This window comes from Mycolicibacter sinensis (genome assembly GCF_001667945.1).
GTDB lineage: Bacteria > Actinomycetota > Actinomycetes > Mycobacteriales > Mycobacteriaceae > Mycobacterium > Mycobacterium sinense_B.
Genome location: NZ_LZJK01000083.1, coordinates 82,755 through 105,344, shown reverse-complemented (window position 1 = coordinate 105,344; position 22,590 = coordinate 82,755). Strand labels below are relative to the sequence as shown.

Sequence of the window (22,590 nt, the reverse complement as noted above, 5' to 3'; positions counted from 1 at the left end):
GTGCGCGGTAACCGTCGTGCGACAGGGGTGGAACTGTGACTGGAAGACTTCTCCTGACCGGCGCCGCGGCGCTGGCCGCGATCGGGATGAGTTCGGCGACCATCGCGTCGGCGGAGCCGGCCGCACCCCAGGATGTTGTCGCGGGCGCACCGATTCCGCTGGAGCCGGCCCCGGCTCCGCCCGCACCCCCCGCCCAGGGAGCGCCGCTGCCCACCACCGATGAGGTGTCCGGCATGCTCACCCGGCTCAGCGACGCCGGGATCGGCTACAAGGAGAAGGGCGACCTGGTCGAGAACGGCATCACCCAGCAGGAGGGGCACGGCCTGGACCACGAGCTGCGCAAGGCCTACCGCGACGGGGCGTTGCCCTACAACTTCGACGTGCTCAACGTCGTGCCGACAGGCGACGGCAAGGCGCTGGCCAACGTCACCGTCACCGGTCCCAAGATGCCGGCCCCGAAGACCGTGCCGCTGCAGCTGGTCGACCAGGGCAGCTGGGTTCTGTCGCACGATTCCGCGATGCAGCTGTTCCAGCAACTGGCCCAGGGCTGAGTCTCAGCGGCCCAGCCGGGCGAACATGCCCTTCTGCGCCTTGTAGAGCCGGGGGAACTCGGCGAAGAGCCGGTCATAGACCGCGCGGTGGGCCGCGACCGGCTCGAAGACGCCGTCGAGCGGGATCAGATCGCGCAACTCATCGGGATCCAATGCCCCCATGCCGATACCGGCAAACAGTGCGGCGCCGCGCAACTGGGCATTCAACGGGTCGGCCACCCGCTCGCAGGTGCGACCGCACACGTCGGCGATGATCTGGCACCACAGATCCGAGCGCGCCCCGCCGCCGACGATCCGAATCGGCCCGTCATTGCGGCAGAACCGGTTCACGCAGTCGAGCAGCCAGCGGCTGTTGTAGGCCACCCCTTCGAGCACTGCACGCACCAGATCGGCACGGGTGGTGTCCAGCGACAGATTATGAAATCCGCCGCGGGCGTTGCGATCGTCGACGGGGGAGTGTTCGCCTTTGAGCCACGGGGTGAAGATGACCCCGTTCGAACCGGCCGGCGCACCGGCGGCCACGGCGGTCAGCGCGTCGTAATCCAGATCATCGAACACGTTGTCGCGCAACCATTGCAACGCCCGACCGGCGGTGTCCTGGTTGTTGACCAACAGGTAGCTCGACGGGTCGAGGCCCGGCACCGTGGCCAGCTGGTGGAACGCATCGGTCTTCTTGACCGCCACCGGGCAGCTGATCCACGACGTGGTGGAGATGGTCAGGTGCAGCTCGCCCTGGCGCACCCCGCCCGAACCCACCGCCGCGCTGTGCAGGTCGGGAGTGCCGGTAACCACTTGTGCCGCCGGCGAAATGCCGAGCTCTGCGGCGACCGCCGGCGCCACCGGGGAGATGATCGACCCGGTCGGCACCAGCGGGGGCAGCCGGAACCGGTCGACACCGGCCTGCCGCACCAGCACCTCGTCATAGTCGAGCACGGACAGATTGCGGTTGTCGGTGAGCCAGGCGCCCATCATCGACGCCCGCGACGCCGCAGCCCGCCCGGTGAAACACATGCTCAGGTAATCCACCGGCTCCAGCAGCCAACGGGCCGCGCCGAACACCGCCGGGTCGCCGTGTTGCAGGTGCAGCATGTGCCCCACCGGGTCATCGCCGCTCGGGGTCGGGATGCCGCCGTTGCGCCGCAGCCAACTGAGTAGCGCCCGCGGCCGGTAGCCCTGCAGGCGCCCCCCGAACGCCTTGCGGCTGTGGGGGGCACCGCGGGTGTCCATCCACATCACGCACGGTCCGACCGGCCGGCCGTCGGCGCCAACCGGGACGGTGCTGGCCCACTGCCCGGTGATCGAGACACCGGCCACCTGTTCACCGCGCACCCCGCTTTCGGCCAGCCCGCGTTTGGTGGCGTCGCGGATGATCTCCCACCACAGGCCCGCGTCCTGGGTGGCCGCCCCGCCCGGGCCGTACTCCGTGGGCACCGCGGTGAGGTCCGACCACAGCACGGTGCCGTCCAACGCCACGAAACCGACCTTGGGGCCGCCGGTGCCGAGGTCGACGGCCAGCACGACCTGATCGCGGTTCATAGAGGCGGCAGCGACTGCTGGGTGTCGAGCATCTGCTCCATGAACCCCTCGATGAACTGGGCCGCCTCCTCGGTCATTCCGCCCGGCACCCCGCCGTAGACCGCGGCGCTGATCGGCGCCTCGCCGGCTGCGTTCTTCTTCTTGGCGTACTCGACCGCGGCGGCGAGGTCGACGGCGAACGCCTCGGCCACACCGGGCTGCGTTTGCGGCCGGGTGACCGCCATGTGGATGGCGTTGGGGTACTGCTGGCCGTTGAAGCGCCAGCCTTTGGGCTTCATGGCGTCGGCGACGTGGTAGATGTCGAACTCGTCGGAGCGGAAGGCGAAGCAGAACGTCGGGGAGCCCATGATCGTCAGCTCGGGGTGGCTGCGTACCGCGTCCTGCATGGTGAACGCGGTCTCGAAGATCGCCTTGGCATACGACCGGTAGCCCTCCCGTCCCAGCTGCACCATCGACGCCCACGCCGCCGCGATCAGCCCACCCGAACGCGAGCCCTCGATGCCCGGCGAATGGTATTTCCCGCCGCTCCACTCCGGCAGGAAGAAGTACTGCGCGTTGCGGTAGGCCTTGTCGCGAAACAGCACGGTGGAGGCGCCCTTCAACGCGTAGCCGTACTTGTGGTTGTCGGCGGAGATACTGGTGACGCCGGGGACCCGGAAATCGAACAGGGGGACGTCATACCCGAGCTCCTGGGCGAACGGCAGCACGAACCCGCCCAGGCAGCCGTCGACGTGCAAACCCACCCCGCGTGACAAGGCCAGCTCTCCCAGCTGTGGGATCGGGTCCACGGTGCCGTAGCCGTAGTTGCAGGCCGAGCCCATGATCGCGATGGTGTTCGCGTCGATGTTGTTCGCCACCCAGTCGACGTCCACCTGCGTGGTCTGCGGGTCGATCGGGGCCGTGCGCAGTTCGATGCCGAACAGGTGACAGCCCTTGTCGAACGCCGGGTGACCGGTCTCGGGTTTGATGAAGTTTCCCCGGGTGATGCCCCGGTGCTTGGCGGCGTGTTCCCGGTAGGCCAGCAGCGCGTGGATGATGCTGCCGGTGCCGCCGGTGGTGACCATCCCGACCGGCTGCCCGTCGGTGACCGCATCGGCATGCATCAGGTCCAGGGCCATCGCGATGATCTCGCCCTCGAACTTCGTCGCCGACGGGCAGATGTCGCGCTGCAACACGTTCACATGGGCGAACAGCCCGAACGCCTCGTCCAGGAAGCGGTAGTGCTCATGGTCGCCGCAGTACATGGTCCCGGACACCTTGCCGGTCTCCCAGGTGGGATCTTCGGCTTGCGCCATCTCCCGCAGCTCGGCCAGCACCTCCTCGCGTGGCCGGCCCCGCTCCGGTAGCACGCGGTTGACGGTGAAGCGGTCGGAATAGGGGAAGTCGGACATGCCGGTCCTCTCTGCTGCGCCAGCGTGCGGAGACGTACGGAAATCGCGGCGTGTCGGCGTGCAAACACGCACGTTCGCGCCAGGAAATAACCCAGAAAGTAATCTAGTGCCTATGGGTGTGGCTGATGATCGTCGCTTCGAGGTGCTGCGCGCCATCGTCGCGGACTTCGTCGCGACCAAGGAACCGATCGGGTCCAAGGCCCTGGTCGAGCGGCACAACCTCGGGGTGTCCTCGGCCACCGTGCGCAACGACATGGCCGTGCTGGAGGCTGAGGGCTACATCGCCCAGCCGCATACCAGTTCGGGGCGGGTGCCCACGGAGAAGGGCTACCGGGAGTTCGTCGACCGTATCGACGAGGTCAAGCCGCTCTCGAGCGCCGAGCGCCGGGCGATTCTGACCTTCCTGGACTCCGGCGTCGACCTCGACGACGTGTTGCGTCGCGCAGTGCGCACGCTGGCCCAGCTGACCCGCCAGGTCGCCGTGGTGCAGTACCCGACCCTGTCGGTGTCGACGGTGCGCCACCTCGAGGTGATCGCGCTCACCCCGGCGCGTTTGCTGCTGGTCGTCATCACCGACTCCGGGCGGGTCGACCAGCGCATCGTCGAACTCGGCGACACCATCGACGACCACCAGCTTTCCCAGCTGCGTGAGCTGCTCGGCGCCGCCCTGGAGGGTAAGCGGATCTCGGCGGCCTCCACCGCCGTCGCCGAGCTCGCCGGGCACCTGGACGGACGCAGCGGGCTTTCCCCGGGCCTGGCCAACGCGGTCGGGCGGTCGGCGACGGTGCTGCTGGAATCGCTGGTCGAGCACCACGAGGAGCGCCTGCTGCTGGGCGGCACCGCCAACCTGACCCGCAACGCCGCCGACTTCGGCGACTCGCTGCGGTCCGTCCTGGAGGTGCTCGAAGAGCAGGTCGTGGTCCTGCGGCTGCTCGCGGTGCAGCAGGAAGCCGGTAAAGTCACGGTGCGCATCGGTCACGAGACCGAGGCTGAGGAGATGGCCGGCGCCTCGGTGGTGTCCACCGCCTACGGCTCCCAGGGCACCGTGTACGGGGGGATGGGGGTGCTGGGCCCCACCCGGATGGACTATCCGGGAACTATCGCCAGTGTCGCTGCAGTTGCAATGTACATCGGTGAAGTTCTCGGAGCCCGATAATCTCCGGCCGGCAGAAGTTGGGAAAGGTCAGGCGTGGCACGCGATTATTACGGACTGCTCGGCGTCGAAAAGGGCGTCAGCGACACGGAGCTCAAGCGCGCATACCGAAAGCTGGCTCGTAAATACCATCCCGACGTCAACCCCGACGAAGAGGCGCAGCACAAGTTCAAGGAGATCAGCGCCGCCTACGAGGTGCTCTCCGACCCGGAGAAGCGCCGCATCGTCGACCTCGGCGGCGACCCGCTGGAGAACGGCGGGGGTGGCAACGGGTTCGGCGGCTACTCCGGCTTTGGCGGGCTCGGCGACGTCTTCGAGGCCTTCTTCGGCGGCGGTGCGACGTCGCGCGGCCCGACCGGACGAGTCCGGCCGGGGTCGGACTCGCTGCTGCGGATGCGCCTGGATCTCACCGAGTGCGCGACCGGCGTGACCAAGCAGGTCACCGTCGACACCGCCGTGCTGTGTGATCGCTGCCAGGGCCGCGGCACCCACGGTGATTCCCGGCCGATGGCCTGCGACACCTGCCACGGCCGCGGCGAGGTGCAGACCGTCCAGCGGTCGCTGCTCGGCCAGGTGATGACGTCGCGGCCGTGCCCGACCTGCCGTGGCGTCGGTGAGGTGATCCCCGACCCGTGTCACCAGTGCGGGGGCGACGGCCGGGTGCGGGCCCGCCGCGATATCAGCGTGAAGATCCCCGCCGGAGTCGGTGACGGCATGCGGGTCCGGCTGGCCGCCCAGGGTGAAGTCGGGCCCGGCGGCGGACCGGCCGGTGACCTCTACGTCGAGGTGCACGAGCAGCCCCACGAGATCTTCGCCCGCGACGGCGACGACCTGCACTGCCACATCTCGGTGCCGATGGTCGACGCCGCGCTGGGCACCACGGTGGCGGTGGACGCCATCCTCGACGGCCCCACCGAGATCACCATCCCGCCCGGCACCCAGCCGGGGGCCACCATCGCGCTGCGCGGCCACGGCATGCCGCAGCTGCGGTCCGGTGCGCGCGGAGACCTGCACGCCCACATCGAGGTGGTGGTGCCGGAGCGGCTGGACAATCACGACGTCGAGCTGCTGCGCAAGTTCAAGCAGCACCGGGAACGCGAGACCGCCGAAGTCCGCTCGGCGCACGCTGCGCACAGCGGTGGACTGTTCAGCCGGCTGCGCGAAACGTTCAGCGGCCGCTGAGCCTTGGGCGGCCTGTTCTACGTCGAGGCGCTGCCCGAAGTGGGGGCGCTGGCCGACGTCGGTGGCGACGCCGGCTTCCATGCCGCGACGGTGCGCCGAATCCGGCCCGGGGAAGACCTGACCCTGAGTGACGGCGCCGGTGCGGTCGCCGAATGCCGGGTCGAGGAGGCCGATCGCGGCGGGCTGCGGGCCCGGGTGCTGCAGCGCCGGACGGTCGAGGCACCCGTGCCGCCGGTCACCGTGGTGCAGGCCCTGCCGAAATCGGAGCGCTCTGAGCTGGCGGTCGAGCTGGCCACCGAGGCCGGTGCCGACGCGTTCGTGGCTTGGCAGGCCGACCGCTGCGTGGCCCGCTGGGACGGCCCGCGGGCCGACAAGGGGCTGCGGCGCTGGCGTGCGGTGGCCCGGGCGGCGGCCGGCCAATCCCGTCGGGCCTGGGTGCCGCCGGTGGACGGCGTGCTGAGCACCGGGGCGCTGGTGGCCTGGGTCGGTGAGCGGGTCGCCGCGGGTACGACGGTGCTCGTGCTACACGACGCGGCCGGATCCGGGTTGCCCGACGTTGCCGCTGCTCCGGCGTTGGCGGTGGTGGTCGGCCCGGAGGGCGGCATCACCGACGCCGAGCTGGCGGCGCTCACCGGCGCCGGGGCCGTCGCCGCACGGCTGGGGCCCACCGTGTTGCGCACCTCGACCGCGGCGGCGGTCGCGCTGGGCGCGCTGGGGGTGCTGACCCCGCGCTGGCGCCGTGGATAGCCGGGCGGATTCGGCGCCGTCGCTGGTCATCGACGACGGCTACGCGGTCTATCGGGGTCCGGTGGGCAGCGGCGGCCCGATTCACCGTCACGGGGCATTTCAGATCGTGGTCGCCGGAGGAGGCGAACTCGCGATGGTCGACGCCTCCGGAATCCGCCACCAGGCGGCCGCGCTGGTGGTGTCACCGATGGCGCCGCACCGCATCCTGGCCGCGCGGGAGCTGGTCACCTACTTCGTCGAGCCGCACTGCCTGTTCGCCGACCGGTTGCGCCGGCGCTACGGCGTGGGGGTCGCTGCCGCACCCGAGTTGGGTGAACTGACCGAGCAGGACGTTGCCGACGCGTGCCGCCGACCGTCACGAGACCTCGATGCGCGCCTGGTGACGGCCCTTGCCATGCTGGCCGACAGCACCGTCTCGATGCCGAGACTGGCTGCGGCGGTGGGTGTTTCCCCGCAACGGCTGCGGGCGCTGGCCCGCCAGGAACTGGGGATGCCGCTGACCCGGTGGCGCGTCTGGTCACGGCTACGGCGGGCCGTCGAGGCGTTGCAGTCCGGTGCACCGCTCGCCCAGGCCGCGGTCATCGCGGGGTTCGCCGACCAGGCCCACTTCACCCGGCAGATGCGGGAGATGATGGGGCTGACGCCGGCGCTGGTGTTGCACGCCCTGAGCGATCAGCGTTTGCGGGCGACGTAGATCGAGATCGAGCCGTTAATGGTGGACACCAGGTCGGCTTCGCGCACGTCGGTGAAGCCGGCGGCCGAAATCAGCTGCGGGAGAACGCCGTCGGCGTTGGGTTGGGTATCGGTCTTGCCGTCGGCGAACTGGACGAACCGAAACGCCAGGCGCATCAGCGGTGTCCGTTGTAACCCGAAGTCGGTGATCACCAGCCGGCCGCCCGGCCGCAGCACCGCGAACATCGACGCCAGGATGGCGCGTTTGACGTCCATCGGGCATTGGTGCAGCACCAGGCTGGACATCACGCCGTCCATCGACTCCGCGCCCACCGATGCCACCAGGTCGTCGCCCATCCCGGTCAGCCAGCGGACCCGGTCCTGCGTGTCCTTGTCGCGCGCCACCGCCAGGATCTCCGGATCGGGGTCCAGGCCCACGACCGTTGCCTGGGGTTCTACCCGGGCGGCGAGCAGCGCCAGCGATCCGGTGCCGCAGCCCACGTCGAGGATCGCGTCGCCGGGCCGCGGCGCCAGGTGCATGACGGTCAGGCTCCGCCACAGCCGCTCACGCGTCATCGCCACTACGTAGTCGAAGAATCGGGCCGGGGCCAGGCGGCCCAGGGCAGGGGTGAAGGTTTCCTCGCTCATGGCTGTCAGTCTGCGGGCCCCGAGGCGGTCGCGTCTTGAACGAAGCGCTCAGCGAGCCGCGAATGACGACAGGGGGGCGGCGATGTCCTCGATCGGGAGCTCACCGCGCTGTGCGACGTGGTTCATGAATGCCTCGGCCGCGTCGACATCGAAGTCAGGGGAGAGCTCAATGCCATTGAGATACAGGAAGGTCCATGCTGACGCCCAGGCAGTGCGCTTGTTCCCGTCCACCAGGGCATGGTTGCGGGCCAGCGACTGCAGCAGCGCCGCCGCCTTGGCGTACAGATCGGGATAGGCGTCCACACCGAAGACGGTCGCCTGGGGACGGGCGACGGCGGCGTCGAGCAGCCCGTAGTCACCGATCTCGCACGCGTGACCCAGGGCGAACGCACCGGCGACCAGTACGTCGTCGCGGTCGAGAAATTCGGTCAAGCCAGGCGGCGATTCAACTCGGCGGAGCGTTGCGCGATCAGGGCGGCCCCCTCCGCGACCCGGCGCCGGTGTTCGCTGGCCGCGCTGACGACTGCACGGTGCGCGAAGACTCGCAGCGAGACGTTCTCTTCCCCGGCGGCGGCGCGGACGGCGGCGAGTTCCTCGTCGGTGAAGGTGATGTTCAGAGACGGCACTCGACAATGGTACCGCGGACAGTACTGAAACCGGTACCGCAAGGGGCAGGATGAATGCCTGGGGCGTGACAGTGCCCGACGGTAGACTCACAGCATTCGTTTGACCCGCGGATCCCCCGCAAAAGCCAGGAAAGCAGGTATCGGAAACCCCGTGACGCCCCGCGATACCCCCGCTGCCGAACCCGTCGTTCGCAGCAGCGTCGACATTCCACCCGACCTGGTCGTGGGTCTGCTGGGTTCCGCCGATGAGAACCTGCGGGCGCTGGAACGCCTGCTGGCCGCCGACCTGCATGTGCGCGGCAACGCGGTCACGTTCGCCGGGGCGCCGGCCGACGTCGCGCTGGCCGAGCGGGTGATCTCCGAACTGGTGGCGATCGTGGCGGGCGGCCAATCGTTGACGCCCGAAACGGTGCGGCACAGTGTCGGCATGCTGACCGGCGCCGGCGACGACAGCGCATCGCCGGCGGAAGTCCTGACCCTCGACATCTTGTCCCGGCGCGGCAAGACGATCCGGCCCAAGACGCTCAACCAGAAACGCTACGTCGACGCCATCGACGCCAACACCATCGTGTTCGGCATCGGCCCGGCCGGCACCGGCAAGACCTATCTGGCGATGGCCAAGGCGGTCAGCGCGCTGCAGAGCAAGCAGGTGACGCGCATCATCTTGACCCGCCCGGCGGTGGAAGCCGGTGAGAGCCTTGGCTTTCTGCCCGGAACGTTGAGCGAGAAGATCGACCCGTATCTGCGCCCGCTCTACGACGCGCTTTACGACATGATGGATCCGGAGCTGATTCCCAAGCTGATGAACTCCGGGGTGATCGAGGTGGCGCCGCTGGCCTACATGCGGGGCCGCTCGCTCAATTCGGCGTTCATCATCCTCGACGAGGCACAGAACACCACCGCCGAGCAGATGAAGATGTTCCTGACCCGGCTCGGGTTCGGCTCCAAGATGGTGGTCACCGGCGATGTCACCCAGATCGACCTGCCCGGCGGCGCGAGGTCGGGCCTGCGGGCCGCGGTGGACATTCTCGAGGACATCGACGACATCTGTGTCGCCGAGATGAGCAGTGTCGATGTGGTGCGCCACCGGCTGGTCTCCGACATCGTCGACGCCTACTCCCGCCACGAAGCCGAACACAGCGGGCCGGGTCTGACGATGAACCGGGCGGCCCGGCGCGCCTCGGCGGGCAGGTCGCGCCGGTGAGCATCGAGGTCTCCAACGAATCCGGGCTGGATGTCTCGGAAGTCGAGCTGATCAGCGTCGCCAAGTTCGTGCTGGCCCGGATGGACGTCAACCCCGGCGCCGAGCTGTCGATGGTGCTGCTGGACACCGCGGCGATGGCCGACCTGCACATGCGCTGGATGGATCTGCCCGGGCCCACCGACGTGATGAGCTTCCCGATGGACGAACTCGAGCCCGGTGGCCGTCCCGACGCCCCCGAGCCCGGCCCGTCGATGCTCGGTGACATCGCACTGTGCCCGGAGTTCGCCGCCGAACAGGCCGCCGCGGCCGGGCATTCCCTGGGCCAGGAACTGGCCTTGCTCACCGTGCACGGGGTACTGCATCTGCTGGGCTACGACCACGCCGAGCCGGACGAGGAAAAAGAGATGTTCGCGCTGCAGCGTCGGCTGCTCGAGGAATGGGTCGCCGACCAGGTCGAGGCCTACCGGGCCGAGACCCAGAGCGAAAAAGATCGCCGGCTGCTCGACAAGACCAGGTACTTCGACGAACCGTGACCGGAACACCGCTGCTAGTCAGCGTGATCGCGCTGATCGGTCTGGGCGGGCTCTTCGCGGCGATCGACGCCGCGGTGAGCACGGTGTCGGTGGCGCGGGTCGAGGAACTGGTCCGCGCGAAACGTCCGGGCGCGGTGTGGCTGGCCAAGCTGATGGCCGAACGGCCCCGCTACATCAACCTGGTGGTGCTGCTGCGCATCACCTGCGAGATCACCGCCACCGCGCTGCTGGTGTTCCTGCTGCACGCGGTGCTGGGCCTGGACTGGGGACTGTTCGCCGCCGCGGCGATCATGGTGGTGGTGAGCTTCGTGGTGATCGGGGTGGGGCCGCGCACCCTGGGCCGGCAGAACGCCTATTCGATCGCGCTGGCCTCAGCGCTTCCGCTGCATGTGGTTTCGGTGTTGCTCACCCCGATCAGCCGACTGCTGGTGGTGCTGGGTAACTTGCTGACGCCGGGCCGGGGCTTCCGCAACGGGCCGTTCGCCTCCGAGGTCGAGTTGCGTGAAGTGGTGGATCTGGCGCAGCAGCGCGGGGTGGTGGCCGCCGACGAGCGCCGGATGATCCAGTCGGTGTTCGAACTCGCCGACACCCCGGCCCGCGAGGTGATGGTGCCCCGCACCGAGATGGTGTGGATCGAACATGACAAGTCCGCCGGCCAAGCCACCTCATTGGCGGTGCGCAGCGGGCATTCGCGCATCCCGGTGATCGGCGAGAACGTCGATGACATCCGCGGCGTCGTCTACCTCAAAGACCTTGTCCAACAAACCTATTACTCGACCAACGGTGGACGCGACACCACGGTGGCGCAGGTGATGCGCCCGGCGGTGTTCATGCCCGACTCCAAGGCGCTCAACGCACTGCTGCACGACATGCAGCGTGGCCGCTACCACATGGCGTTGCTGGTCGACGAGTACGGCGCGATCGCCGGACTGGTCACCATCGAGGACGTGCTGGAGGAGATCGTCGGCGAGATCGCCGACGAATACGACCAGGGTGAAGTAGCGCCGGTGGAGGAGTTGGGCAGCAGCAGGTTTCGGGTTTCGGCGCGGCTGCCCATCGAGGACGTCGGCGAACTATACGGTGTGCAGTTCGACTCCGGACTCGACGTCGACACGGTCGGCGGCTTGCTGGCGCTGGAGCTGGGCCGGGTTCCGCTGCCCGGCGCCGAGGTAACCTCACACGGGCTGCGACTGCAGGCCGAGGGCAGTCGCGACAGCCGGGGGCGGGTGCGGATCAGCACCGTGCTGGTGAGCCCGGTCGACCCCGAGGGTGAGGAGGCCGCAGGTGAGCGGTGAACCGGGGATGAGCATGCGCCGAGTGTGCGGTTTGGTACGCGACACGCCGGTGCGGGCGTATCAAACCGCACACCCGGCCAACAACTCCCGGGCGGGTGACCATGGCTGAATTCCATTCCGGCTTCGTGTGTTTGGTCGGCCGGCCGAACACCGGCAAGTCCACCCTGACCAACGCGCTGGTCGGCCAGAAGGTGGCGATCACCTCGAACCGGCCGCAGACCACCCGGCACACCATCCGCGGTATCGTGCACCGAGAGGATTTCCAGATCGTCCTGGTCGACACCCCGGGCCTGCACCGCCCACGCACCCTGTTGGGCAAGCGGCTCAACGATCTGGTCCGCGATACCTACGCCGAGGTCGACGTCATCGGCTTGTGCATCCCCGCCGACGAGGCGATCGGCCCGGGGGACCGCTGGATCATCGAGCAGATCCGGACGGTGGCACCCAAGACCACCCTGGTCGTCGTCGTCACCAAGATCGACAAGGCCAGCCGCGACAAGATCGCCGCGCAACTGCTCGCGGTCGGCGAGCTGGCCCCGGAAGCCGAGATCATTCCGGTCTCGGCCGTCACCGGCGAGCAGGTCGACGTACTGATCGATGTGCTGGCCGCGGCGCTGCCGGTCGGCCCGGCGTTCTATCCCGACGGCGAGTTGACCGACGAGCCCGAAGAGACCCTGATGGCCGAGTTCATCCGGGAAGCCGCCCTGGAGGGGGTGCGCGACGAACTGCCGCATTCCCTGGCGGTGGTGATCGAGGAGGTGGAGCGACGCGAAGGCCGGGACGATCTCATCGACGTGCACGCCGTGCTCTACGTCGAACGGGACAGCCAGAAGGGGATCGTGATCGGCCGCGGTGGCGCCCGCCTGCGTGAGGTGGGCACCGCTGCGCGTACCCAGATCGAAAAGCTCTTGGGCACCAAGGTTTTTCTCGACCTGCGGGTGAAGGTAGCCAAGAACTGGCAGCGCGACCCCAAGCAGCTGGGCCGGCTGGGCTTCTAAAAGGGGTGGGCCACCTGCGCTGGAAAGCGGCATTGGGTACATTCCAGGGGTGCCGGAACGCAAGCCGTTGGTTGTCGCCGCTGTTGCCTTGATCATGTGCGCGCAAGCGCTGACCGGCTGCGGGGGATCCCATAAGCCGCTCGATACCACCAAGCTGTTCAACGTCGAGTCGACGTTCGGCTCGGACTTCAAGACCCAGACCAAGGGACCCAACGACATCGATCCCAAAATCCTCGGCCCGCAGAAGATGCCGCCCGGCGTGACCTTCGATCCCGCCGACTGCGCCGACTACGCGGCCAGCAGCGGACGGCCGCCCAAGGGCATCCGCGGCAAGATGTCGATGGTCTCGGTCGTCGGCAACGGCAACCAGTTCGTCGCGATCGCCATGCAGGCCGACCAGGACCTGCCGTATGACGCGGCGGCCGCCGAGAAGTGCAAGCACGTCTCGTTCCAGGCCGGCAAGCTCACCGGCTACCTGGACGAGACGGACGCCCCGCAGATCGACCGCGCCCAGACCACGGGCTCGCACTCGGAGATCGAGATCACCGGCAAGGACGGCCAACAGCAGTCCCGGGAGTCCTACACCTTCACCGCCTATCTCGGCAGCGCCCTGGTGCAGGTCACCGCGAACCCGCAGCCGGTGCGCGGGCAGCCGCTGGCGATGGTGGACGCCGACCGGGCCCGCCAGCTGCTGGTCGACGCGGTGTCGGCGCTGCGCAGCTAACCATGCCGGCACGCGAACCCCGCGTGGTCGTGATCGGCGCGGGCGTAGCCGGCATCACCACCGCCCACCTGCTGCGGGAGCGCGGGTTCACCGACATCACCGTGCTGGAGAAGGGCTCCGACGTCGGCGGCGTCTGGTACTGGAATCGGTATCCGGGGCTGCGCTGCGATGTACCGTCGCAGATCTACCAGTTCGGGTTCGCGCCGAAACCCGACTGGCGGGATACCTGGGCGACCGGTGCGTCGATCCAGCGCTACCACCGCGACGTCGTCGATCAGCTTGGGCTGGCGCCGCTGATCCGGCTCGACACCGAGGTGACCGCAGCGGAATGGGATGAGCAGCGCCACTGGACGCTGAGCACCGCCAGCGGTGAGCAGCTGACCGCTGACTTCGTGATCTGCGCGACCGGCGTGTTGCACCACCCGTTCACTCCCGACCTTCCCGGGCTGGCCGACTTCGCCGGCCCGGTGGTGCATACCGCCCGCTGGGACGATGAGCTCGACACCGACGGAAAGCGGATCGCGGTGATCGGTACCGGATCGACCGGCGTACAGGTGGTTTCCGCGCTACAACCGGACGCCGCGTCGCTCGACCACTACGTGCGGTCGGCGCAATGGATCCTGTGGGCGCCCATGTCGCTGCGGCAGCTGCCCGGGGCGGCCGCGGTGCTGGCGCGTTTCCCGAAGCTGCACCGGACGCTCTACCGGTTGATGGCGCTGGGCGGGTCGGCCCTGTTGACCGACGTCACGACCCGCCCGTCGTGGCGGCGCCGGGCGGTGCAGGCCTATGCCCGAGCGTGCCTGCGAATCCAAGTCCGCGACAAGGCATTACGGGCCAAACTCGAACCCGATGACCAGCCGTTGTGTAAGCGTCAGGTGGTGTCGGGAAGCTATTACCGGGCGATTCGCGCCGCCAATGCCGAGCTGATCACCGACGGCATCGCCGAAATCACCCCGCGCGGCATCCGCACCGCCGACGGCACCCACCGTGACACCGATGTCATCGTGCTGGCAACCGGGTTCCACGCCCATAACTACATGCGCCCGATGCGGTTGATCGGCCGAGACCGGATCAGCATCGACGACGCCTGGGCCAAAGGGCCGCGGGCCTACCGGATGACCACGATCCCCGGGTTCCCCAATCTGTTCACCGTGCTGGGACCGAATTCGCCCACCGGATCGATCTCGCTGCAGTACACCGCGGAGGTGACCGCGCGCTACATCGCGCAGTGGCTGGAGAAGTTCCGCACCGGGGAGCTGACCAGCGTCGAGGTCACCGAGCAGGCGACCACCCGGTTCAATGACGACGTCGCCGCCGCGATGGGCCCGACCGTGTGGAACACCGGCTGCAACTCGTGGTACCTCACCGACGGCGGCGCGGTGGACCTGTGGCCGTTCGATCGGGCGACGATGACGACGATGCTGGGCAGTCCGGACCCAGCGGATTTCCACCTGGGCTGACCGAGGGCTCAGGCTTCGCCGCGGGCAATCGGACGGGACGGATCCGAACTCCACTGCGACCACGACCCCTGGAACAGCGCGGCCGGCCGGCCGGCGGCGGCCAGCGCCGCCACGATCACCGTTGCGCTGATCCCGGAACCGCAGTAGGCCCCCACCGTGTCGTCGCTGCCGATACCGCGTTCGGCCAGCAACCGGGCGAGCTCGTCGTCGGGCAGGAAGGTCCCGTCGGGCGCCAGCAGGGCGGTGAACGGCAGGTTCTTGGCACCGGGGATGTGGCCGGCAGCCGCGTCGAGCGGTTCGTCGTCGCCGCGGAACCGTTCGGGGGCACGGGCATCGAGTAGCGCCAAGGCGCCGGAACGGGCGCCGTCTCCGGCCTCGTCGGCGGTCAGGGTGGGGCGGATGCCGTCGTAGAGGTCTTCGGGCAGCAGGGTGACGTCGCCGGGTTCGGGACTGACCTCACCGGTTTCGAAGCCGGTCTCCAGCGCGCCGCCGGCCGCCGTCCAGGCCGCCAGGCCACCGTCAAGAATGCGGACGTCCCGGAGGCCGGCGGTGGTCAGCAGCCACCATAGGCGCCCGGACGCGGCCCGCTGCCAGTCGTCGTAGATCACCACCGGCTGCCCGCGCCGCACCCCCCAGCGGCGGGCGGCGGCCTCCAGGTTGCGGCCCGTCGGAAGCGGGTGCCGGCCCCGGCCGGTGACGGCAGGGTCGGACAGCTCGTCCTCAAGCGAGACGTACACCGCGCCCGGCAGGTGGCCCTGCAGGTATGCCTGCCTGCCGTCGGGGGCTTGCAGGCTCCAGCGGACGTCGAGGAGGGTCACCGGATCACCGGCTCGCAGCAGCTCAGCGAGCTCCGCGGCGCTGATCAGGACCTTGTCGCGTGGGCCCACCGCGGGGCGCCGCTCAGTAGTTGTTGCAGGAGTTGGCGATCGAGGTGATCGTGCCGATGTACTGCTGGGCCTCCGGCATCGCCTGGATCTGGGTGGCGATCCGCTGCCGCTTGTCGGGCGGCGACGACAGGAAGGACCGCAGCCAGGTCTGGGCGATCGGGGAGGCGTTGAACTCCGCGGCCGCGGCGGGGTTCTCGGCGTTCAGCGCCGCGTTGACCTGCGAGTAGTTGCAGGTGGTGTTGATGATCGGCCCGAGGTCGGGATCGGCCGATGCCAACCCGGCTCCAGCGGAGAGCGACAAAGCCAGACTGCCGGCTGCGACAGCGATCCTGGTCAACGACAGAGTGGCCATTTTGCAGACGCCTTTCCCCAGTGCACCTTTATGTGGATACGAAGACCTAAAAGACGGACCAAGCTTAGCGGACAGCCGATGACGTCGCCGTAGTCACAGGTCGGGGGGTTTTCGGCGTATCACCGGCTAGCCGGGCCGTATTAGGGCTCGATGCGCCACCACGGTGTGGGTTGCTGCGCAGCCCAGCCGCTGATGCCCTCCAGCTCCGCGGCCAGCGAGACCAGCAGTCCGTCGCTGTTGGCCGGTCCCATCAATTGCACCCCGATCGGCAGCCCTGCGCAGGTGAACCCGGCCGGGACGTTGATCGACGGCCACCCCAGCAGGTTCCACGGCCAGGTCAGCGGGCAGGCCGCGATTATGGCGCGGTCGGTTTCCAGGGCGTTCAGGTCGTCGAATGCGTGCACCAGCGGTGGCGGCTGGGCGGTGGTCGGTGCCAGCACCACATCGACGATCCGGAAGATCGAGCCCACCCGGCGCTGGTCCTTCGCCTCGTGCGCGCGGGCATTACGCAATACCGCCTGGGACAACAGCCGGCCGGTGCGCATGTTGGCCAGCGTGCGTGGGTCGAGCGTGACGCCGCCGCCCAGGCTGATCGCGGCATCGAGCACACCCGCAGTGGAGCGGGACAGAAAGTTCCACGACAGCCGCACCCCATAGTCGGGGTTGCCCGGGAGCACGATGTGCCCGAGTAGTCGCAGCCGAGCGGCGACGTGCTCGAGCGCGGCCCCGATCTCGGGGTGCAACCGGGCCGGAAACCCGGTATAGGGGAAGCGGGTGGACATCGCGATCCGCAGTTGCCCCGGCGCCTTGCCAACGTAGTCGGACACCGTGACCGGCGGCGGTTTGTGCAGGTCGCCCTCGGCATTGCCCGAGGCCGCATCCAGCACCAACGCCGCGTCCTCCACGGTGCGGGCCAGCACCCCGTTGACGGTGATGCCGTTGAACGCCTCCGGCAGCGGCCAGGTGGAGATGCGGCCGCGCTGCGGCTTGATACCCACCAGATGCGTCCACGCGGCCGGGATGCGCACGCTGCCGGCGCCGTCGGATCCGATCGCCGCGGCGACCAGGCCCGCGGCGACCGCGGCGGCACTGCCTCCCGACGACCCGCCCGGAGTGTGCCGGCGAGACCAGGGATTGCGGGTATGACCGAACCCCGGACCGCTGGTGAAGGGCCACTGGCCCAACTCGCAGGTGTTGGTCTTGCCGACGATCACCGCGCCGGCGGCTTTGAGTCGCCGCACCACTTCGGCGTCGTGGCGCGCGGGTTGGACGTAGCCGGAGGTGCCGAAGAAGGTCGGCACGCCGGCGATGTCGGTGTCGTCCTTGACCGCGATCGGCACGCCCAGTAGCGGAGCACGGTGGCCGGCCGCCCGGCGCCGGTCGGCTTCGGCGGCACACCGCAGCGCCGAATCGGTGAACACCACCCGGAAGGCGTTGAGTGTGGACTGGCTGGCGTCGATGGCATGCAGTGACCGGCGGACCAGGTCAACCGAGGTCACCTCGCCGCTGGCCAGCTGGTAGAGCTGTTCGGTGAGGGTGGGAAAGCGGGTCCCGGGCGCTGCGGGCGGGTGGGTCATCGGTGACGAGAGTATCCGGCGTGCCACGCCGGTGACCGTCCTCGAAACGCCCCTGCGGTGATGCGAAACTGGTGCGATGCGGCTGTACCGGGACCGGGCGGTGGTGCTGCGCCAGCACAAGCTCGGCGAGGCCGACCGGATCGTCACTTTGCTCACCCGCGACCATGGATTGGTCCGCGCGGTGGCCAAGGGGGTGCGCCGTACCCGCAGTAAGTTCGGCGCCCGGCTCGAGCCGTTCGCCCACATCGATGTTCAGCTGCATCCGGGCCGCAACCTCGACATCGTCACCCAGGTGGTGTCGGTGGACGCGTTCGCCACCGACATCGTCAGCGACTACGGCCGCTACACCTGTGCCTGCGTGATGCTGGAGACCGCCGAACGCCTCGCCGGCGCCGAGCGTGCCCCGGCGACGGCGCTGCACCGGCTCACTGTCGGCGCGCTGCGGGCGGTGGCCGACGGCAGCCGTCCCCGCGAGTTGGTGTTGGACGCCTACCTGCTGCGCGCGATGTCGGTGGCCGGATGGGCGCCGGCGCTGACCGAGTGCGCCCGTTGCGCTACCCCCGGCCCGCACCGGGCGTTTCACATCGCTGCCGGCGGCAGTGTCTGTGCGCACTGCCGGCCGGCCGGCGCCACCACCCCGCCGTTGGGCGTACTGGACCTGATGTCGGCGCTGCACGACGGCGACTGGGAGGCCGCCGAGCTTTCCACCGCGGCGCACCGCAGTCATGCCAGCGGCTTGGTGGCCGCCCATCTGCAGTGGCACCTCGAACGCCGGTTGCGAACATTGCCACTGGTGGAACGTGTTCAGCGGCCAGCGGGATATGACGCGGCGGCCGGTGCCGACGCGGGTGTCGACTCGAGGGCCACCGGCAGCGACGGCTGAGCCCGCCCCTAGGCGACCTGGCAATTGTGTGCGTTTCCGCGGACCACCGGCCCGTCGGCGGTAGGCTGATGCGACTTCACGATCCGAACGCTCAATTTGGAAGGCAGGCCGAATGATTCACGACACCGGGTGGGGGCGCTGGGCGCACAGCACTGCGCCGCGATACGCGGCCGGCCTCGGAGCAGCGGCGGGAGCGCTGCTGGTCGCGGGCTTGGTCCCGGCGGTCGGCCCGGTCGCACAGGCGGGCATCGAGCCCGTCCCCGGTGTCGGGATCATGGCGCCGTTGCCGGCTCATGCCCCGGGCGCTGATGGAGCCGACGGAGCGGACGGGGCCGATGGCGCGGACGGCGCTGCCGGCAAGGGCGGCCAAGGCGGCAAGGGCGGCCAGGGTGGCAAGGGCGGCCAGGGTGGCAAGGGCGGTCAAGGTGGCAAGGGCGGCCAGGGCGGCAAGGGCGGCGACGGTGGCCGAGGCGGCGCCGGTGGCCACGGGGGCGCCGGTGGCGCCGGTGGTGCGGCCGGCCCCGGTGGCCAACCCGGTGCGGGCGGTGCCGGTGGCGCCGGCGGTGCGCCCGGACCGGGCGGTCAGCCTGGTCAACCCGGTCAGCCCGGTCAGCCCGGTCGACCCGGCTGAGTTCGCAGAACATCATCAACCGACGGGCCTGGCACGGCACGGCGATGTGAGTCGCACCCGCCGTCCCGGGCCGAATAACCCCCGCTAAAGTCTGACTCGATCGTGGGGGGCCAATGCAGCAAGGAGCCACAAAGAAGTGACTGAGAACCCACGCGCAGACATCGTCTCCCGGCAGTACGAGCGGTGGACCTACCCGCCGCCCATCCACGACCTTCAGGCGTGGTCGGCAGGAAACTGGGAGTGGTTCGACCCGAGCCATGCGCACCGGGTGCTGTGGCCGGATCGGGAGTACCGTCCCGACCTCGACATCCTCATCGCCGGCTGCGGCACCAACCAGGCGGCAGTCTTCGCCTACAACAACCCCAAGGCCCGGGTGGTGGCCGTCGACATCAGCCAATCGTCGCTGGGGCACCAGCAGTACCTCAAGGACAAGCACGGGTTGTGGAACCTGGAGCTGCACCAGCTCCCGATCGAGGAGTTGTCCACGCTGGGCCAGGATTTCGATCTGGTGGTCTCCACCGGGGTGCTGCACCATATGGCCGACCCGAAGGTGGGCATGCAGGCGATCGCAGACCGCCTGCGGCCTGACGGCGTCGCCGGCATCATGCTCTACGCGCGCTACGGCCGCATCGGCATCGAGATCCTCGAGACGGTCTTCCAGGACCTGGGGTTGGAGCAGAGCGACGAGTCGATCCACACGGTTCGCCAGGCCATCCGGATGCTGTCCCAGGACCACCCGGTCCAGCCCTACCTGAAGATCGCCGGCGACCTGGCTTCGGATTCCGGCCTGGTGGACACCTTCCTGCACGGGCGGGCCAAGAGCTACGACGTCGACGGCTGCATCGACCTGGCCACCTCGGCCGGGCTGGACTTCCAGGGCTGGCTGCTCAAGGCGCCCTACTACGCCCATGATGTGGCCGCGCCGGCGGGCGGCGGCTTCTACGAGAAGGTGAACGCGCTGCCGGAGGCCAAGATCTGGTCGGTGATGGAGCGCATTCACACCCTCAATGCGCGGCACTTCTTCATGGCCACGCGCCCCGACCGTCCCAAGAGCAGCTACGTGGTCGACTTCTCGACGGCCGACAGCCTCGACTACGTGCCGCTGTTCCGCTTCAAGTGCGGCCTCAACGGCAATGAGATCTTCCGGCCGGGCTGGCGTATGCCGCTCAACCCGGCTCAGCTGCCGTTCGTGCAGAGCATCGACGGTCGCCGGAGCATCCGCGAGATCGCCGCGAACCTGGCGCAGGCCGGCGGTCCGAACCGGGCGAGCGCGGCGGACCTGGAGAAGTTCGGGCGGCGGCTGTTCCAGTCGCTGTGGCGCCTGGACTTCGTTGCGATGGACCTGAGCGTCGATTCCTGATCGTCGCGCTAACAGGTAAGTCGCCGCGGCGAATACGCCCTCGTAGCGGGCGGCGCGGTGCCGGTCGGGCAGGATAGGGCACATGGTGTTGAATCGGGCCAATCGGAAGGTCACCTTCCCGCAACTGCCTGCGGCGCCCGACGACTATCCGGTCTTCCCGGATAAGTCCACCTGGCCCGTGATCTTTCCCGAGCTGCCGGCTCCGCCGGGAGGGGGACCGTGCCGTCCGCCGCAGCACACCTCCAAGGCCGTGGCCCCGCAGATCCCGGCGGAGTCGCTGCCCAACCACGTCGCCGTCGTGATGGACGGCAACGGCCGTTGGGCCACTCAGCGCGGGTTGGGCCGCACCGAGGGGCACAAGATGGGCGAGGCGGTGCTGATCGATATCACCTGCGGCGCAATCGAACTCGGCATCAAATGGTTGACCGTGTACGCGTTCTCCACGGAGAACTGGAAGCGCTCCGCCGAGGAGGTCCGGTTCCTGATGGGGTTCAACCGCGAGGTGGTGCGCCGCCGCCGGGAAAACCTCAACGCGATGGGTGTGCGGATGCGCTGGGTGGGATCGCGGCCGAAGATGTGGCGCAGCGTCATCAAGGAATTCGAGATCGCCGAGGCCATGACCGTCGGCAACGACGTCATCACCATCAACTACTGCGTCAACTACGGCGGCCGCACCGAGATCGCCGAAGCAGCACAGGCCATCGCCGCGGAGGCGGTGGCCGGCAAGCTGAACCCGAACCGGATCACCGAGGCCACCATCGCCCGGCATCTGCACCGGCCGGACATGCCCGACGTCGACCTGTTGATCCGCACCTCCGGGGAGCAGCGATCGTCCAACTTCATGCTGTGGCAGGCGGCCTACGCCGAATACATCTTCCAGGAGAAGTTGTGGCCGGACTACGACCGCCGCGACCTGTGGGAGGCCTGCGAACAGTACGCCGCTCGGCAACGCCGGTTCGGGACGGCGTGATGCCGGGGCTGGCCGACCGCCTCGCCACCGTGCTCGCCACGGTGCTGACCACCGACGCGGAGCCTGACGGTGCAGTGACCGTCCACCACGAGGCCACCTTGGCCTCCTTGCGGGTGGTGCCGATCACCGACGAGCTGGAGCTGGTGTCGCTCACCCAGATCCTGGGCTGGGACCTGGCGCTGACCAAGAAGCTGCGTGAGCGGGCGGCCGAGCAGGCACGGCTTAGCCAACTCGGGACGGTCACCCTGGTGGAGAAGGGCGCCACCAAGACCGCGGATGTGTTGCTGCGCTACAACTTTCCGGGTTCGGGCCTGACCGACGACGCACTGTGCACGCTGGTCCTGCTGGTGCTGGCCAAAGGTGTCGACATCCGTGAGGCGCTCACTGCCTGAGGGCCGCCGCGCTCACTTCCTGCAGTCCGCGCAGGTGCCGAAGATCTCGATGGTGTGGCTGACATCGGAGAAGCCGTGCTCGGCGGCGATCTGGGCCGCCCACTCCTCGACTTCGTGATCGCCCACCTCGACCGTGGCGCCGCAGTGGCGGCACACCAGGTGGTGGTGATGGTGCTCCGAGCAGCGCCGGTACACCGATTCGCCGGTGTCGGCGCGCAGCGTGTCGACGGTCCCGGCGTCGGCCATTGCCTGCAGTGTCCGGTAGACCGTGGTCAGGCCGATGTTCTCCCCGCGCTCGCGCAGCGCGTCGTGCAGCTCCTGGGCCGAACGGAAGTCATCGATGGTCTCCAGCAATGCCGAGATCGCTGCGCGCTGCCGGGTGGAGCGCACCCCCGGGGCGGTCAACGGTCCTCACCGGCGTGGGCCACCGCGTCGATGACGATGTGCGCCAGGTGGTGGTCGGCCAACCGGTAGAGCACTTCGCGGCCCGACCGTTCCCCGGTGACCACCCCAGCCGATTTCAGGATTTTCAGGTGCTGACTGACCAGCGGCTGGGGCACCCCGAGCGCGTCGACGAGTTCGTGCACGCAGCGGTGCGATTCCTGCAGCTGCAAGACGATCGCGATGCGCACCGGAGCGGCCAGCGCGCGCAGCAATTCGCCGGCGGCATCGAGGATCTCCCGCGGCGGCGTCGCGGGGAAGGCGGGCCCGGTGTGCTGGTGATCGTCGGCGACCAGGCCGGATGCCGGGGGGGACATCCCACCACCTCCGCCCATGTTGGAAACCGTTTTCAGCTGGCTCCACTGTTCCATGCGTAA

26 protein-coding genes are annotated in these 22,590 nt (G+C 69.1%); 16 read left to right on the top strand and 10 right to left on the bottom strand.

Translation table 11 applies throughout. The annotated features are described in order from the left end of the window. Positions 1-35 precede the first annotated feature (35 nt). A complete protein-coding gene (locus tag A5694_RS11935) occupies positions 36-551 on the top strand; it encodes a hypothetical protein (RefSeq protein WP_082952633.1) in 516 nt (171 codons plus the stop codon). A 3-nt stretch (positions 552-554) separates the two neighbouring features. Here the strand turns inward: A5694_RS11935 and A5694_RS11930 are convergent, their stop codons facing one another. Further along, positions 555-2,087 carry a xylulokinase gene (locus tag A5694_RS11930; protein ID WP_064922043.1) on the bottom strand — a complete coding sequence of 511 codons (1,533 nt, stop codon included), beginning with the start codon at positions 2,085-2,087 and terminating at the stop codon, positions 555-557. Continuing rightward, entirely contained in the window at positions 2,084-3,478 is a 1,395-nt protein-coding gene (locus A5694_RS11925; protein WP_064922042.1) for a pyridoxal phosphate-dependent decarboxylase family protein, read from the bottom strand. The genes A5694_RS11930 and A5694_RS11925 overlap by 4 nt, the downstream gene beginning before the upstream one ends. Before the next feature lie 112 nt (positions 3,479-3,590). On the opposite strand from A5694_RS11925, the gene hrcA reads away from it, so the two are divergent. Genes hrcA through A5694_RS11905 form a run of 4 tightly spaced genes read left to right on the top strand, consistent with a single transcriptional unit; the run spans position 3,591 to position 7,254 of the window. Next, the gene (hrcA, locus tag A5694_RS11920; RefSeq protein WP_064922041.1) at positions 3,591-4,634 is read left to right on the top strand and encodes a heat-inducible transcriptional repressor HrcA; all 1,044 of its coding nucleotides are present in this window, start codon (positions 3,591-3,593) and stop codon (positions 4,632-4,634) included. 33 nt (positions 4,635-4,667) lie between these two features. Further along, on the top strand, positions 4,668-5,813 hold the full coding sequence (dnaJ, locus tag A5694_RS11915; protein WP_064922040.1) for a molecular chaperone DnaJ: 1,146 nt from the start codon (positions 4,668-4,670) through the stop codon (positions 5,811-5,813). 3 nt (positions 5,814-5,816) lie between these two features. Beyond that, positions 5,817-6,560: a 16S rRNA (uracil(1498)-N(3))-methyltransferase gene (locus tag A5694_RS11910; RefSeq protein WP_064922039.1), complete on the top strand. Its 744-nt coding sequence runs from the start codon at positions 5,817-5,819 to the stop codon at positions 6,558-6,560. Next, positions 6,553-7,254: a helix-turn-helix domain-containing protein gene (locus tag A5694_RS11905; protein ID WP_064922038.1), complete on the top strand. Its 702-nt coding sequence runs from the start codon at positions 6,553-6,555 to the stop codon at positions 7,252-7,254. The genes A5694_RS11910 and A5694_RS11905 overlap by 8 nt, the downstream gene beginning before the upstream one ends. Here A5694_RS11905 and A5694_RS11900 read toward each other — a convergent pair. The 3 genes from A5694_RS11900 to A5694_RS11890 are packed head-to-tail and all read right to left on the bottom strand — an operon-like array spanning position 7,233 to position 8,506. Then, the gene (locus tag A5694_RS11900) at positions 7,233-7,880 is read right to left on the bottom strand and encodes a class I SAM-dependent methyltransferase (RefSeq protein WP_064922037.1); all 648 of its coding nucleotides are present in this window, start codon (positions 7,878-7,880) and stop codon (positions 7,233-7,235) included. The two genes, A5694_RS11905 and A5694_RS11900, sit on opposite strands and share 22 nt — an antisense overlap. Positions 7,881-7,928: 48 nt before the next feature. Next, positions 7,929-8,312, bottom strand: coding sequence for a type II toxin-antitoxin system death-on-curing family toxin (locus A5694_RS11895; protein ID WP_064922036.1), 384 nt, complete (start codon positions 8,310-8,312; stop codon positions 7,929-7,931). Then, on the bottom strand, positions 8,309-8,506 hold the full coding sequence (locus A5694_RS11890; protein ID WP_064922035.1) for a hypothetical protein: 198 nt from the start codon (positions 8,504-8,506) through the stop codon (positions 8,309-8,311). Before A5694_RS11890 ends, A5694_RS11895 begins: the two co-directional genes overlap by 4 nt. Before the next feature lie 151 nt (positions 8,507-8,657). Between A5694_RS11890 and A5694_RS11885 the strand changes: the two genes are divergently transcribed. The 6 genes from A5694_RS11885 (at position 8,658) to A5694_RS11860 (ending at position 14,720) form a co-directional block, all read left to right on the top strand. Next, positions 8,658-9,710: a PhoH family protein gene (locus A5694_RS11885; protein ID WP_064922034.1), complete on the top strand. Its 1,053-nt coding sequence runs from the start codon at positions 8,658-8,660 to the stop codon at positions 9,708-9,710. Further along, the gene (ybeY, locus tag A5694_RS11880; RefSeq protein WP_064922033.1) at positions 9,707-10,243 is read left to right on the top strand and encodes an rRNA maturation RNase YbeY; all 537 of its coding nucleotides are present in this window, start codon (positions 9,707-9,709) and stop codon (positions 10,241-10,243) included. The genes A5694_RS11885 and ybeY overlap by 4 nt, the downstream gene beginning before the upstream one ends. Beyond that, positions 10,240-11,538, top strand: coding sequence for a hemolysin family protein (locus A5694_RS11875; RefSeq protein WP_064922032.1), 1,299 nt, complete (start codon positions 10,240-10,242; stop codon positions 11,536-11,538). The genes ybeY and A5694_RS11875 overlap by 4 nt, the downstream gene beginning before the upstream one ends. 101 nt (positions 11,539-11,639) lie before the next feature. Beyond that, the gene (era, locus tag A5694_RS11870) at positions 11,640-12,536 is read left to right on the top strand and encodes a GTPase Era (RefSeq protein ID WP_064922063.1); all 897 of its coding nucleotides are present in this window, start codon (positions 11,640-11,642) and stop codon (positions 12,534-12,536) included. 49 nt (positions 12,537-12,585) lie between these two features. Beyond that, a complete protein-coding gene (locus tag A5694_RS11865) occupies positions 12,586-13,260 on the top strand; it encodes a DUF5642 family protein (RefSeq protein ID WP_165604331.1) in 675 nt (224 codons plus the stop codon). 2 nt (positions 13,261-13,262) lie between these two features. After that, the gene (locus A5694_RS11860) at positions 13,263-14,720 is read left to right on the top strand and encodes a flavin-containing monooxygenase (RefSeq protein ID WP_064922031.1); all 1,458 of its coding nucleotides are present in this window, start codon (positions 13,263-13,265) and stop codon (positions 14,718-14,720) included. 8 nt (positions 14,721-14,728) lie between these two features. Here A5694_RS11860 and A5694_RS11855 read toward each other — a convergent pair whose 3' ends face one another. From A5694_RS11855 to A5694_RS11845, 3 genes are all read right to left on the bottom strand, one after another. Then, complete coding sequence (locus A5694_RS11855; protein ID WP_064922030.1) at positions 14,729-15,607, bottom strand: sulfurtransferase; 879 nt, start codon at positions 15,605-15,607, stop codon at positions 14,729-14,731. A 13-nt stretch (positions 15,608-15,620) separates the two neighbouring features. Beyond that, positions 15,621-15,959 carry a hemophore-related protein gene (locus A5694_RS11850; RefSeq protein ID WP_064922029.1) on the bottom strand — a complete coding sequence of 113 codons (339 nt, stop codon included), beginning with the start codon at positions 15,957-15,959 and terminating at the stop codon, positions 15,621-15,623. A gap of 140 nt (positions 15,960-16,099) precedes the next feature. Continuing rightward, positions 16,100-17,536 (bottom strand): amidase, encoded by a 1,437-nt coding sequence (locus A5694_RS11845; RefSeq protein ID WP_064922028.1) that lies wholly within the window; start codon positions 17,534-17,536, stop codon positions 16,100-16,102. 76 nt (positions 17,537-17,612) lie between these two features. Between A5694_RS11845 and recO the strand changes: the two genes are divergently transcribed. The 5 genes from recO (at position 17,613) to A5694_RS11820 (ending at position 21,772) form a co-directional block, all read left to right on the top strand. Further along, complete coding sequence (gene recO, locus A5694_RS11840; protein WP_064922027.1) at positions 17,613-18,419, top strand: DNA repair protein RecO; 807 nt, start codon at positions 17,613-17,615, stop codon at positions 18,417-18,419. Positions 18,420-18,531: 112 nt separating this feature from the next. Next, on the top strand, positions 18,532-19,050 hold the full coding sequence (locus tag A5694_RS24075; protein WP_165604330.1) for a hypothetical protein: 519 nt from the start codon (positions 18,532-18,534) through the stop codon (positions 19,048-19,050). Between the two features lie 136 nt (positions 19,051-19,186). Further along, positions 19,187-20,410, top strand: a complete 1,224-nt coding sequence (locus A5694_RS11830) for a class I SAM-dependent methyltransferase (RefSeq protein ID WP_064922025.1) — start codon at positions 19,187-19,189, stop codon at positions 20,408-20,410. 82 nt (positions 20,411-20,492) lie between these two features. After that, a complete protein-coding gene (locus A5694_RS11825) occupies positions 20,493-21,380 on the top strand; it encodes a decaprenyl diphosphate synthase (RefSeq protein ID WP_064922024.1) in 888 nt (295 codons plus the stop codon). Further along, a complete protein-coding gene (locus A5694_RS11820) occupies positions 21,380-21,772 on the top strand; it encodes a hypothetical protein (protein WP_064922023.1) in 393 nt (130 codons plus the stop codon). Before A5694_RS11825 ends, A5694_RS11820 begins: the two co-directional genes overlap by 1 nt. A gap of 12 nt (positions 21,773-21,784) precedes the next feature. Here the strand turns inward: A5694_RS11820 and A5694_RS11815 are convergent, their stop codons facing one another. Both A5694_RS11815 and A5694_RS11810 read right to left on the bottom strand, forming a co-directional pair. After that, the gene (locus tag A5694_RS11815) at positions 21,785-22,177 is read right to left on the bottom strand and encodes a Fur family transcriptional regulator (RefSeq protein ID WP_064922022.1); all 393 of its coding nucleotides are present in this window, start codon (positions 22,175-22,177) and stop codon (positions 21,785-21,787) included. Beyond that, positions 22,174-22,530: an ArsR/SmtB family transcription factor gene (locus A5694_RS11810; protein ID WP_064922061.1), complete on the bottom strand. Its 357-nt coding sequence runs from the start codon at positions 22,528-22,530 to the stop codon at positions 22,174-22,176. The genes A5694_RS11815 and A5694_RS11810 overlap by 4 nt, the downstream gene beginning before the upstream one ends. Positions 22,531-22,590 lie beyond the last annotated feature (60 nt).

Coding starts and splice junctions, on each gene's coding strand:
- A5694_RS11860 (WP_064922031.1), top strand. CDS start 13,263: ATGCCGGCACGCGAACCCCGCGTGGTCGTGATCGGCGCGGGCGTAGCC.
- hrcA (WP_064922041.1), top strand. CDS start 3,591: ATGGGTGTGGCTGATGATCGTCGCTTCGAGGTGCTGCGCGCCATCGTC.
- A5694_RS11850 (WP_064922029.1), bottom strand. CDS start 15,959: ATGGCCACTCTGTCGTTGACCAGGATCGCTGTCGCAGCCGGCAGTCTG.
- A5694_RS11820 (WP_064922023.1), top strand. CDS start 21,380: ATGCCGGGGCTGGCCGACCGCCTCGCCACCGTGCTCGCCACGGTGCTG.
- A5694_RS11810 (WP_064922061.1), bottom strand. CDS start 22,530: ATGTCCCCCCCGGCATCCGGCCTGGTCGCCGACGATCACCAGCACACC.
- A5694_RS24075 (WP_165604330.1), top strand. CDS start 18,532: ATGATTCACGACACCGGGTGGGGGCGCTGGGCGCACAGCACTGCGCCG.
- A5694_RS11925 (WP_064922042.1), bottom strand. CDS start 3,478: ATGTCCGACTTCCCCTATTCCGACCGCTTCACCGTCAACCGCGTGCTA.
- A5694_RS11930 (WP_064922043.1), bottom strand. CDS start 2,087: ATGAACCGCGATCAGGTCGTGCTGGCCGTCGACCTCGGCACCGGCGGC.
- A5694_RS11845 (WP_064922028.1), bottom strand. CDS start 17,536: ATGACCCACCCGCCCGCAGCGCCCGGGACCCGCTTTCCCACCCTCACC.
- recO (WP_064922027.1), top strand. CDS start 17,613: ATGCGGCTGTACCGGGACCGGGCGGTGGTGCTGCGCCAGCACAAGCTC.
- era (WP_064922063.1), top strand. CDS start 11,640: ATGGCTGAATTCCATTCCGGCTTCGTGTGTTTGGTCGGCCGGCCGAAC.
- A5694_RS11900 (WP_064922037.1), bottom strand. CDS start 7,880: ATGAGCGAGGAAACCTTCACCCCTGCCCTGGGCCGCCTGGCCCCGGCC.
- A5694_RS11825 (WP_064922024.1), top strand. CDS start 20,493: ATGGTGTTGAATCGGGCCAATCGGAAGGTCACCTTCCCGCAACTGCCT.